General features: G+C 33.6%; 10 protein-coding genes. 3 read left to right on the top strand and 7 right to left on the bottom strand.

All coding sequences use genetic code 11. The features are described 5' to 3' along the window. Positions 1-283 precede the first annotated feature (283 nt). Genes B6F02_RS07405 through B6F02_RS07415 form a run of 3 tightly spaced genes read left to right on the top strand, consistent with a single transcriptional unit; the run spans position 284 to position 3,332 of the window. Positions 284-1,945: a CotH kinase family protein gene (locus B6F02_RS07405; RefSeq protein ID WP_179128547.1), complete on the top strand. Its 1,662-nt coding sequence runs from the start codon at positions 284-286 to the stop codon at positions 1,943-1,945. After that, positions 1,938-2,654: a polyphosphate polymerase domain-containing protein gene (locus B6F02_RS07410; protein ID WP_080146722.1), complete on the top strand. Its 717-nt coding sequence runs from the start codon at positions 1,938-1,940 to the stop codon at positions 2,652-2,654. The genes B6F02_RS07405 and B6F02_RS07410 overlap by 8 nt, the downstream gene beginning before the upstream one ends. 3 nt (positions 2,655-2,657) lie before the next feature. Beyond that, positions 2,658-3,332, top strand: a complete 675-nt coding sequence (locus B6F02_RS07415; RefSeq protein WP_080146723.1) for a DUF4956 domain-containing protein — start codon at positions 2,658-2,660, stop codon at positions 3,330-3,332. 264 nt (positions 3,333-3,596) lie between these two features. Here the strand turns inward: B6F02_RS07415 and B6F02_RS07420 are convergent, their stop codons facing one another. The 7 genes from B6F02_RS07420 to B6F02_RS07455 form a co-directional block, all read right to left on the bottom strand. Beyond that, complete coding sequence (locus tag B6F02_RS07420; RefSeq protein WP_080146724.1) at positions 3,597-4,655, bottom strand: bifunctional glycosyltransferase family 2/GtrA family protein; 1,059 nt, start codon at positions 4,653-4,655, stop codon at positions 3,597-3,599. A gap of 12 nt (positions 4,656-4,667) precedes the next feature. Then, complete coding sequence (locus B6F02_RS07425; protein WP_080146725.1) at positions 4,668-6,428, bottom strand: hypothetical protein; 1,761 nt, start codon at positions 6,426-6,428, stop codon at positions 4,668-4,670. 785 nt (positions 6,429-7,213) lie between these two features. Next, positions 7,214-8,047, bottom strand: a complete 834-nt coding sequence (rfbD, locus tag B6F02_RS07435) for a dTDP-4-dehydrorhamnose reductase (RefSeq protein WP_080146727.1) — start codon at positions 8,045-8,047, stop codon at positions 7,214-7,216. 54 nt (positions 8,048-8,101) lie between these two features. Next, entirely contained in the window at positions 8,102-9,085 is a 984-nt protein-coding gene (rfbB, locus tag B6F02_RS07440) for a dTDP-glucose 4,6-dehydratase (protein ID WP_080146728.1), read from the bottom strand. A 2-nt stretch (positions 9,086-9,087) separates the two neighbouring features. Next, entirely contained in the window at positions 9,088-9,654 is a 567-nt protein-coding gene (gene rfbC / locus B6F02_RS07445; protein WP_080146729.1) for a dTDP-4-dehydrorhamnose 3,5-epimerase, read from the bottom strand. Positions 9,655-9,668: 14 nt separating this feature from the next. Continuing rightward, the gene (rfbA, locus tag B6F02_RS07450) at positions 9,669-10,538 is read right to left on the bottom strand and encodes a glucose-1-phosphate thymidylyltransferase RfbA (protein ID WP_080146730.1); all 870 of its coding nucleotides are present in this window, start codon (positions 10,536-10,538) and stop codon (positions 9,669-9,671) included. A gap of 96 nt (positions 10,539-10,634) precedes the next feature. Then, positions 10,635-12,056 (bottom strand): lipopolysaccharide biosynthesis protein, encoded by a 1,422-nt coding sequence (locus tag B6F02_RS07455; RefSeq protein ID WP_080146731.1) that lies wholly within the window; start codon positions 12,054-12,056, stop codon positions 10,635-10,637. Positions 12,057-12,188 lie beyond the last annotated feature (132 nt).

The raw sequence follows: 12,188 nt of genomic DNA on the forward strand, positions 1-12,188 counted from the left end.
CTCTCTAATCCTGCCCACTTCATCAGTGCCTTCTATCACTTCTTATCTTTATAAAGTAATATTGTAATTATTTCACCTTTCACTACTTTAATGATAAATAATATAAAAACACATTTGAAACTGTTATTTAATCAGTAAACAATTTGTGTATGGCAGAATAAATTTGTAAGTATTAACCAATTATTGAAGATTTACAATAGGTATAAGGGATATTTCCTTTTAATTTTGTAATAATTTTGTTACACTATTTACCGGCTTTCAACAAATAGCTATGGAGGATTTTATGAAATTTGAAAATATAATAAAACTTGTCTTGTTTGTGTTTAGTATAGTCGGCATTGTTTTCTTTGCTTTCGGATTAGACTTTGGTCAGTCAAATCGCTTTGAAGATCTTTTTATTGAAGCAGAGGCTTACGAAGAAATAAAGGAAAACAGAACCCATATAACAGAAGATACTCATCCAGAAATTCAGTTTGATGGTCAGTCTCTCAATTTTGATTCTTTAAATGGCTTTTATCTATATTCTCTAATTGATGACAACGCAAATCGTTTTAACCCTGTAGTCAAGACTTTGTCGCATGAATTGACTCAATACGATGTAGCCTTATCAGGAGAAGCTATTACTGAAAAAAGTTTAAACGAAAACGATTCTGTCCAGATTCTTCTATATACGGATTCAAATTATAAAGAGTATACTTTGAAAATGACTGATCTGCCTGTTGTAAATATTAACCTTGATCAGTCTCCGGAAGACCCAACTCATCCCATTGGAGATCTTGATGCTTCTGCTCAGTTCAGTCTGTTTGATAATCGTAAGGATGTTCCTTCCGCTGAAAGATTGATTGAAAGTCAGTCATACATTCGACTCAGAGGTGCTTCAAGTAGAATGCACCCTAAAAAGCAGTTCCGCTTGAACTTACGCGAGTTTTCAATTGGGGCTAGCGAAAGTAACAACCACTTGTCCTTACTCGATATGAGAAAAGACGATGACTGGATACTATATGCCGCTTATAATGATCCTGAAAAAATACGAAATACATTTTCTAATAATCTATGGTATGAATTTGCTGCAGATAACAATCCACTTGGCATCGTCAATGGTACACAAGGGAAAATTGTTGAAGTATTCATAGATGATATGTATTGGGGGGTCTATACATTGATGCATCCAATTGATGATAAACAGCTCGAACTCTCAACAACGAACGATCCTGAAACAAGTGAACTATACTATCGTACAGTATCCAATGTACCATTCGATAAAGAACAGATGATAGCTTCTGAGAATCATTTGGTAAATGGACGTTTCGAATTTAGAGATCCCGAACCCTTTTATGATCCAAAGCAGTGGGACCCAATCATTCGTCATATGTCTATGCTAACAGCTTCTGAAAAGGAACTAAGATCTTATTTAAACGAAGAAGTTTATCTTGAAAACTTAATTGACTATTACCTGTTTTTAAATTTATCTCAAGCATCTGATAACGATAAAAAGAACCATAACTACATTTCTAAAATCAGTGATGGTCAGAGAATGATGCTAGAGTCCCCTTGGGATCTAGATTTGACATGGGGATTGCAATGGACACCAGAAAGTGAGTTTCTCTCAGTCGTTCGTCGAGATCCTGCTGTAAACTTTATCCCTTCAGTTTCTTTGATCACTCATGCCGTAGATTTGAATATGGAAGATGTTATTAAAAAAATAGAACAAAGGTATGATGAGTTACGCAATAGTGATTGGGAAACGAATAATTTATTAAATACCTTATCTTCATACGAAGAACAGATATATGGTTCTGGTGCTATGTTAAGAGAGCATGAAAGATGGCCGGATTCAGCCTATACGGAAAACGCTGAAGAGTTAAAAGACTATGTTGAAACGCGATTGATTTATCTCGATCAATTCATAGAAACGCTTGGTAGAAAGGAGACCCCAAATGAGTAAGTCTGGTGTACATTATCGAAATGAATTAAAGTATTTTGTATCTGCCAATAGTTTAGATGTGGTTGAAAATCGTCTCAAAAATTTAATTCATCTTGATCCTTATGTAGATAAAGAAAAAGGATTCTATATTGTTAAAAGTCTTTACTTTGATGACTATGATGATACGTGCTTAAATCACAATGAATACAGTCTAGGTCGGAGAAAAAAATATCGTATCCGCATGTATGGAAACAATGCTGAGCTGATCATTTTAGAAAAAAAAGAAAAAGAAAACAGCATGTCTCGAAAAACAAGTTGTAAATTATCAAAAAAGCAATATCATGCACTTTTTAATGGAGAAGTAGAACGATTATACTGGGAAACAGAAGATGAGCTTTTAAAAGAATTCTCCTTGCAGATTATGCTGAAACGGTTCACCCCAAAAGTCGTCATTAAATATGAACGAACAGCTTTTATTGATTTTCCTGGAAATGTGCGAGTAACCATTGATCGTAATATTTCCTGTTCTACTCAAATCAACCGCTTCTTAGACAGTGACTATACTGTTATTCCAATACTGGAGAAAGGACAGCATCTGCTTGAAGTAAAGTATGATGAGTTTCTGCCTGATTACATCAAACAGGTCATTCAGTTAGATAGTTTAGAACAAGCAACATTCTCAAAATACTATATGGGAAGAATCACTTCTCAAAATCACGGAGGAATTTAAATTATGTATCAATTACAAAATATCTTAGACGGCATTAGCCCTGGATTTGAAAATGAAGAAATTACAACCACTACCATTCTCACAATGTTACTAATGGTATCAATATTCTCGTTTTATGAGTTTCTGGTTTATCGCTATGTCTCTAAAAGAAGTTTCTATTCTAAACACTTCAACATTTCACTAGCGATTATTCCATTTTTTATTGCGAGCATCATCATGTCGCTTCAAAGCAGCCTTGTAGTTACCTTAGGAACAATCGGCGCGTTAGCCATTATTCGTTTCCGTACAGCCGTTAAGGATCCTTTAGATATGGTTTACCTTTTCTGGTCAGTACATACAGGTATCGTAGTAGGTACTGGATTATATGAAGTAGCCTTTCTCACTTCAGTAGTCGTTACTGTCTTTATCCTATTACTTGACTTTATGCCGCTTGGTAAAGCCCCTTATTTACTGGTACTCAATATTAAAGACATTGAAGAGGAAGACACTGTATTAGCTTTAGTCAATCAATATGCCCGCAACGTAAATGTTAAATCTCGTAATTTCTCTTCAAATGGTATTGATATGATTGCAGAAGTCAGAACAAAAGAAGAAGCAAAATTAATGCAGGAAATTGTCAATCTTGATTCAGTCAAAGCCGCTTCGCTGGTCGCTCATGATGGAGAAAAGGAATTTTAGAGTATAAAATGATATTAAGAAAGTCACTAATCTAAAGGGTTAAAGTCAAAATCGAGCAAAGAGCTAATCGCTTTTCGATTAGCTGCCCTCCCACACCATCGTGCCTACGGTTCCGTACACTGCTGTTCAAATACCTTGCGTAAGCAGACGCTGCCAGCTGGCAGCGTCTTTTCGTTATAAGTGCCCAATGAACTTTAGGCATTTTAGATATTCTCCAGTATTTCTCACGAGAGTATCCGATGCGTTTTACGCAAAACTAGTTGACTAGAATACATATACCCTTTGTATCCTGTAACTAATGAAAAATAAAATTCCATCAACAACTATTTTAATAGCTGACTCTTGATAGCCTGTGACAGAGTAAACTAAATAAACAAGTACTGCTGATAGAGTCAATTGTAAGATCACTAGTGTAAAATACCGCCACATAGAGTACGATATATTTTTAGTACTTTTAAATACAATATTTTTATTGACTGTATAGTTGACAGAAGAAGAAATTACACGAGCAGATATAGTGGCTAATGCTATTCTAAATGCTGCTGAAATCGGCCCTAAAAGATTGAAAACCAACTGAAAAATCAAAATATCAATAATGAAAGATAACACAGAACTAGAAATATATTTAAAGAAGTTTCTAAATAATAGATAGTATATTTCAATTGAATCTGTTATCGGGTTAAAGTGCGTTTCGCTATTTCCCTCTATATAAATCGTCTCAATTGTTATCTCTTTAATCGGTATAAGTTCTCTGACAGTTTTGATCAACACATCGGTCTCATAACTGAACCGTTCTCCATCTAGATCGATAAAGTGATGCATAATTGAAGTAGGGATAGCTCTAAGGCCCGTTTGTGTATCCTTTATTGGTTTTCCAAAAAGTAATTTAAAAATCGTTTTCGTCAACTTATTACCAAATTTACTTTTAAAAGGGACCATTTTACTGTTAAAGTCCCTGGCTCCAAGAATCAATGTAGTTGGATTTGCTTCTAATTCTTTTGCTAGTTTTTCTACGTCACTAACTAAATGCTGACCATCTGAATCAACAGTAATCATCCCTGTCCACTGTTCAAGATTCGGCATATTCAAAAAATAGTTAATAGCATTTTTTAGAGCTCTTCCTTTTCCTAGATTAATGGAATGGTTTATTAGTGTAACTTCTTTATTTTGATCGAGTTGTTTGAAAATATGCTTACATTCAGCTTTACTGCCATCATCAATTACTAAGATAGATTGATACCCTTTTTTAACAAGTTCATCCACATAATGAATCATTTCATTGCCTGGATTATATGCAGGAATTACGATTAATGTTTTTTTCATATAACGCCCTCACTATTTATTTAGGAAAATAAGTGAATCAAGTTCTTTATCTTCAAAACTTGTTTCTAATATTTCTGTTAATTTTTGATCGTTCTCTAGTATTAATAGATATCTGTCTTCACCAATTATAGACTGGTCTACTGTTTGATTATCTAAAATTTTGATATCTGAACTTCTTAGTTCGTAACGTGCAATGTACCTCAATGCACCACTGCTTTTTAACGCTTCATTATCTGAGATATAAATCGTGTACTTCTCTCCAGGTATATATGGCTGATCCGATAAGGCATCATTAAAATACCTTCTTACTGGTGTCTCTTTATGTTCGAGTTGCACTAAGTTGAAAACTTCAGTATATTTCTCTCTAATTAAAATTGGTGTAACTACAAAAGTAAATAATAATATCAAAGTAATAAAATTGGCTTTAGTCCGTGATTGTGTTTCTTGCGTTGCTTTAAGCAAATATATTAATCCAACCCCAAACAAATATATAACGATTGTAAAACTATAACGACTGTATGCAGCTAATATTAGAGCTTCATCTAAAGGCATGGACAGTACATACATAGCCCATAATGCTAATTGATAGAGTGAATAGACTGCCAGTAGTGCTACTATAATTTTCCAACTAAAAAGTCTTTTGCTTTTTTGACCTTGTAACGCTCTTATACCATTAAAAATAACGATAAAACTAAATATGAAGACTAAAATTTTGACATCAACATTACTCAAGGTAATCATTTTATTAATAAATAAGTCTGTAATTTCCTTGATATCTTGAGAAGTTTTGCCGTCAAAAACATTTCTATAATTCTCTAATGAGAATGAGTGCTTTGTCTCCAGCCCAGTTGGAAAGGTAAAAGCTACATGCTTTGACCAAAGATAGTTGATAGTAAATGGAACTCCTATACTCGCAATTATATAAAGTAAAATATTTTTTAGTGGTTCTCTGTTAATAAATGAATAATAAACGATCAGTAAAGATACTATAACCACAAAAAAGAGACTACTATTCTTAACGGTTACTAAATATGTTAGTATTGGTAAGACAGTATAAAAGCCTTTAGATATATTTTTCTCAGTACTATAAAAGATTACGATACAAGTTGCTGCAATTCCAATTAAGGGGAGAATCGTATCAACTAGCAAAACAAATGGAGAATTATAAGCTGTTAAGAAAAAGACTGTTGCTATAATGATAACAATACTTTTGACAATACGATTTTCTTTTACCAATGAGAACAAAGTTGTAATACTTGCAGAAACTAAAATACTCTGAGCAAAAAGGAATACCCCTTCAGTATTACCAAGTGTTTTAGCTATAAAGTAGATAAAACTAGCACTTCCGGTTGGATAAGATTTGAAAATAATTAAATCAGAAGAATTGGACGGAAATTGATTAGAATTTACAATTTCTCTAGTGACCAATCCCCAGTGAGAAAAATCATCATAGTGTGCTAATGATTTTCCTCTAAGTAATAAAACAAAATAGACTGTCATGGCTACAAAATAAATCAATCCGACTGGAAAAGATAAGTTTAACTTCTTTTGCCAAATTATATATATCAAGCTAAGTAATGATACAATAGATAATATAATTACTGATTCAATTAATAGATTGAGTAACCCTGAAATAAATACAATAATCCCCAAAACACTACATATTACAACAGGACTGAACTCTTCTTTGACCTTAAAGTAAACAGTAGCAACTTGGTAATAACCTATAAAAATTATCGTTAATAGAAAAAAACGAATTAATAATACTAGCATAAGCTTTCCTTTCAATTTAAATGTTAATGATCTTACAATTGTATAAAAAAATTATAAAAGGAGTATCCCAACTATTTTAATAGAAACTCACTTGTTAATCAAGATGTAGTACAAAACCTTTATTATAAATTTAACTAACCAAAGCGAAAGTCACTGCAAAAAGCAATGGTATATAGGTATCGCAAATAATCATAGCTTCGATAGATTTGTATTACAATAGAGGGGGGGGTCAGTTCTCTTGAACTACTTTACTTCATGGTAATACAAGGAGATCGACTTTGATAGTAATGTATAAAATATCTTCCTTACAGATTGGACACTCATAAGTATAGCATATAATTTTATAACCTTTAGATCAGCAGGAATAAATTCAATTTCTTGGTGAACTTCTTCTTTCCAATAAATCCTACATTTTACTACACCAGGAACACTATCATCAGTTTGTTGCATTGGAACTTCTACTATCTCTTAATTTATCATCATCAATCTTCAAACTTGTTTACCGTAAAGCTAAACATAAAAAGGAATAATTGATTCTAATGATACTACTTCTATCTTTCCATACACATTATTCTTATATGTATTTGAGTAACATTGAATGACTTGGCATAAAAAAGTAGTATCAGTCCATATCTAATGAACTGATACTACTTTTTTGTATTATGATAATTTTCATGCAGCATTATCCTCTTAGAAGAGAATAGAGCATTTAGTGTTACTACCATACTTACTTTTAAAAAAAGAGAGTATAGACGAGCTCTTGTTTTCACTATATTATGATAAGCTTAGTTTTTTAACATCTGCTCAAGAGCAACCGACCAATCCAGAATATCAAAATTCGTATTTTTAGCCTTACTCAGATTCATAACTGAGTGATTTGGTCTTACAGCTTTTTGGGGAAACTCTTCTGAAGTGACAGGATCAATTTTTATCTTGTTATCTTTTAAAATCTCTTTAGCGAAATCATACCAGGTGGCTGTTTGATCATTTGACAAATGATAAATTCCGTAAGCAGGTTTAGTGTGAGCAAGGTGCAGCATAAACTCTGCTAAGGTTTTAGTCCACGTAGGTCTGCCAACCTGATCATTTACCACTTTCAGTTCATCTCTTGTTTCTGCCAGCTTTTTCATTGTCCAGACAAAATTGTTTCCAAATGCTCCAAAAACCCATGAAGTACGTATAATATAATATTTCTCCAAGTTCTGTTCGACTGATTTTTCTCCAGCTAGCTTTGCTTTACCATATTCATTCTGAGGATTGGTTGAATCATCTTCAGCGTACTCTGCTTCACCATTACCATCAAATACATAATCGGTACTAATATAAATCATTGTCGCATCCAATTCCTTACAAGCTGCAGCAATATTTCCAGTACCTTGAACATTTACCGCCCAGTTCATCTCTTTTCCTTCATCTTCTGCCTTATCAACCGCTGTATAGGCAGCACAATGGAAAACCATATCAGGCTGATCTTTTTTAAACGTCTTATTAATTTTCACTTTATCTAAAATGTTTAATTCAGAAGAACCATAAGCTGTAAAGTTTAGATTCAAATCTGTTAGTAAACGGGTTACTTCTTTTCCTAACTGTCCAGTGGCACCTGTTACGAGAAATTTCATTAAAAAAGCTCCTTTTTAAGTTATTGATAAATGAGCATGTACATTTGCTTTTACTTAACCTAACTTCGCTCTTTCTTTCAGTGGTCGCCACCAGCTCTCATTATTGTTGTACCATTCTATCGTTTCTAAAATCCCCGTATCAAATGTAAATCTCGGTTTCCAGCCAAGTTCTTTTTCCAATTTTGTTGGATCAATCGCATATCTTAAATCGTGACCTAGTCTATCCTCTACGTATACTTTCAATTCTTTCGGAGCATCCAGTTTTTCTATAATCAAATCAACGATTTCATTATTTGTCCGTTCATTATGTCCACCAATATTATAGACTTCCCCGCTTCTGCCTTTTCTTAATACTAGATCAATTGCTTGGCAGTGGTCTTGGACATGCAGCCAGTCTCTTATATTTTTCCCATCCCCATATACCGGCAACTGTTTCCCATCCATAGCATTCGTTATCATTAAAGGAATCAACTTTTCTGGAAAGTGATATGGACCGTAGTTATTAGAACACCTTGTGATATTAATGTTCATTCCATATGTTTCATGGTAAGAGCGTACTAATAAATCTGCCCCTGCTTTAGAAGCTGAATAAGGACTGTTTGGAGCTATGGGAGTCTCCTCAGTGAAGTAACCTTCTTCTCCTAAACTACCGTATACTTCATCTGTTGAAACTTGTAAGTATTTTTCTATATTCATTTCCTTCGCAACATTTAATAACGAAAGAGTTCCTTTAATATTCGTTTCTACAAATATCTCTGGATTCAAGATACTTCTATCTACATGTGACTCAGCCGCAAAGTTAACAAAATGCGTTATCTCGTACTGATCTACTAAGTGTTTAACTAGTTCGGCATTATTTATATTTCCTTGAACAAAATAGTGATTAGGATGATTCATTACATCATCTAAGTTATGAATGTTTCCAGCATAAGTTAATAAATCTATATTAACAATTACATCATTGGGATGGTTTTCCAGCATGTAGTGTACAAAATTGCTTCCAATGAATCCTGCTCCACCAGTAACTAAAATATTCATGTTTACATTTCCTCCCATTTAAAAGGATTATCGAATTGACCTAAGGTTGGATGTTTTGTATCTTTTTCAGAAAGGATTGCTTTTTCAGTTTGTATTGGCCAATCAATCTGAATGGAAGAATCGTCAAAAGCAATTCCACCATCATGTTCAGCCGAATATACTTCGTCAACCTTATACTGAACATTACAATTAGGCGTAAGTGTCACAAAGCCGTGAGCAAATCCTTTAGGAACGAGTAGTTGTCTATGATTATATTCGCTTAATATATAGCCTTCCCATTGACCATACGTTGGAGAACCTAAACGAATATCTACTAGGACATCATAAATGACTCCGGTCGTAGCTCGAACTAACTTTGTCTGTGCTTTTGGAGGCACTTGAAAATGCATTCCTCTTAGGACACCTGGTTCTACAGATAATGAATGATTATCTTGAATAAACGTATGACTGATCCCTGCCTCTTCGAATTTCACTTTAGAATAGCTTTCTGTGAAGAAGCCCCTATGATCACCAAAAACGTCTGTCTCTATAATTTTTACATCTTGTAGTTTTGTGTTATAAACTTGCATCTGTGAACCTCCAGTTATTTTTCGTTCGCAATTCGTAACATATATTGTCCATACTCATTCTTTTTGAATGGTTGAGCCAATTGTATTAGCTGTTTTTTAGAAATATAGCCCATTCTCCAAGCAATTTCTTCTAAACAAGCAATTTTCATATTCTGACGTTTTTCAATTGTCTCAATAAATTGTCCAGCTTCCAGTAAAGATTCATGCGTCCCAGTATCTAGCCACGCATACCCTCTGCCCAATAGTTCTACATCTAATTCGCCAAGTTCCAAGTAAGCTTGGTTAATATCTGTGATTTCTAACTCACCACGCTCAGACGGCTCAATCTTTTTAGCGATATCTACCACCTTATTATCATAGAAATAAAGTCCGGTGACAGCGTAAGAGCTTTTAGGATTTTTAGGTTTCTCCTCAATCGAAATCGCTTGATTCTGGTCATCAAACTCTACTACTCCGAAACGCTCAGGATCATTAACATGATATCCGAAAACAGTTGCTCCTGTCGGCTTAGCCGCAGCTCTCTGCAGCATTCTAGACAGTCCACCACCGTAATAAATATTGTCACCTAATACCAATGAAACAGAATCATTACCTATAAAATCTTCTCCAATTAAAAAGGCTTGTGCCAATCCTTCCGGTTTTTCCTGAACGGCATATTCAATTGATATTCCAAGGTCAGAACCATCTTTTAGTAGTTCTTCAAATCTTGGTGTATCTTCTGGTGTAGAGATAATTAAAATTTCTTTTATCCCAGCCAACATTAGAATAGATAACGGATAGTAGATCATCGGCTTATCATAGATTGGCATTAATTGTTTTGACACTGCAAGTGTTAATGGATACAGTCTTGTACCACTTCCACCTGCTAATATAATTCCTTTCATACTAACAATCCTTTCTTTTAGAACGATATGTTTTTCAATTCTTTATTACTATAAGCTCATTGTCGTATTGATATTTAAAATTAAAGTCGATTTTTGTTAGTCCTTGACTAACCTGACAATTTCTTTTAACTGTTTGGTAACTAGTAAACCAACAACTAATCCGATGACAAACAGTGTACCTTTCACAACTAAATTAATGAAAGGATTATCAGTTATTGTAGGAAGAAATGCAAAGATGGCTAATTGAATCAGCCCCAACACCGCTGGTTTAGCCAATGCCTCCAGTACTTCTCTATATTTTGACTCAAATGTTTTAATTAAAAGCAGATAATTATTAACGACAAAATTCAGTGTAAAGGAAATAACAACCATGATAGCAACTGACTCAATTGTACCCAGATAGATACCATAAATGATAGCTGCTACGTTAAGAATAGTTGACTGAATACCTGAAAACAGCAACAAGTCCGTTCGGTTGGCAGATTGGTAAAAGGCACCAGTACTTGAAGCTATCATCTGAAGCCAAATTGATATTGCTAAAATTCTAAATACAGGTATACTTTCAGTCCATTGATCTCCGAATAAAAACATAATAATGTCAGGAGCAGCAAAAAAGCAGAAAATTGAAAGCGGAATACCTAGATTACCTAATAAGCGAACTACTCTTAGATAGACGTCTTTTATAATATGCTTTCGATCCTGGTAGTCAGACATTATAGGTTGAATAACAGGTGAAAGAATACCAGCTAAAAGTGAATTCGGATAGATAGAGGTCTGGTAAGACTTGCCATAAAACGCTAAAGCTGTTGATCCAATATAACGACCAATTAAGATATTATCTAAGTTTCTGGAAAAATAATTTATAAAATTAAATAAGAACTGATTTCTAGCGAATGCCCATATTTTTATGATGGGTTCTTTTCTGAGTTTCGCTCTGTAGTTGATTTTATTATGCGTAAAGTAAAAGCTGAACATACAAAAAATCTTAACGACTCGCCCTAAAATGATCGAATAGTACGTAAAGCCAAGTAAAGCTAATGCTACAGCTACAATACCATAAATAATATTAGAAACTACTTCAAGTAAGTTTACAGATTTAAAATCTTTTTTCTTCAATAAAAGTGCTCTCGGAACAACCATTAATCCGTAGAAGAAAATCTCAAATCCTAAAATAATAAAAATAGGTACAAAAACATCTTTATCATAAAAAATATTAACTGGTTGCCCCAATAAGGCAAAAAATATTCCTAACAGTATTGAAACGAGGATAGAAAATTTAAAAATCGATCCTATATCATCATCATCCAAAGTCCGATTTTGAATAACCGCTGGTCCAAATCCCATATCAGCCAGCATATCAAAAAAGACTAGGAAAATTTGTACGATTGTTATAATTCCATAATCTTCTGGAGTTAATATCCTGGAAAGTATTGAATTGATCAGTAAGTTGATGGCAAAATTCGAGTATTTCCCGAATGCACTGAAAAGTATACCTGTTTTAAAAGCATTTTTTGACATTGCGAAGTTTCCCTTCTTATTAAACACTAAGTTAGATAAAATTGATTTTAGTCCAAGACTATAATACTACCGACAAATTAATATTTCCTAAACAAGAAGTAGAGAAAATATAGTAAAAGTTTTAAGAACACT

This window comes from Marinilactibacillus piezotolerans, from assembly GCF_900169305.1.
In the GTDB taxonomy this organism is placed as follows: Bacteria; Bacillota; Bacilli; order Lactobacillales; family Carnobacteriaceae_A; genus Marinilactibacillus; species Marinilactibacillus piezotolerans_A.

Excerpts from the sequence above, each read along its gene's own strand:
- B6F02_RS07405 (WP_179128547.1), top strand. The coding sequence starts at position 284 with ATGAAATTTGAAAATATAATAAAACTTGTCTTGTTTGTGTTTAGTATA.
- B6F02_RS07410 (WP_080146722.1), top strand. The coding sequence starts at position 1,938 with ATGAGTAAGTCTGGTGTACATTATCGAAATGAATTAAAGTATTTTGTA.
- B6F02_RS07415 (WP_080146723.1), top strand. The coding sequence starts at position 2,658 with ATGTATCAATTACAAAATATCTTAGACGGCATTAGCCCTGGATTTGAA.
- B6F02_RS07420 (WP_080146724.1), bottom strand. The coding sequence starts at position 4,655 with ATGAAAAAAACATTAATCGTAATTCCTGCATATAATCCAGGCAATGAA.
- B6F02_RS07425 (WP_080146725.1), bottom strand. The coding sequence starts at position 6,428 with ATGCTAGTATTATTAATTCGTTTTTTTCTATTAACGATAATTTTTATA.
- rfbD (WP_080146727.1), bottom strand. The coding sequence starts at position 8,047 with ATGAAATTTCTCGTAACAGGTGCCACTGGACAGTTAGGAAAAGAAGTA.
- rfbB (WP_080146728.1), bottom strand. The coding sequence starts at position 9,085 with ATGAATATTTTAGTTACTGGTGGAGCAGGATTCATTGGAAGCAATTTT.
- rfbC (WP_080146729.1), bottom strand. The coding sequence starts at position 9,654 with ATGCAAGTTTATAACACAAAACTACAAGATGTAAAAATTATAGAGACA.
- rfbA (WP_080146730.1), bottom strand. The coding sequence starts at position 10,538 with ATGAAAGGAATTATATTAGCAGGTGGAAGTGGTACAAGACTGTATCCA.
- B6F02_RS07455 (WP_080146731.1), bottom strand. The coding sequence starts at position 12,056 with ATGTCAAAAAATGCTTTTAAAACAGGTATACTTTTCAGTGCATTCGGG.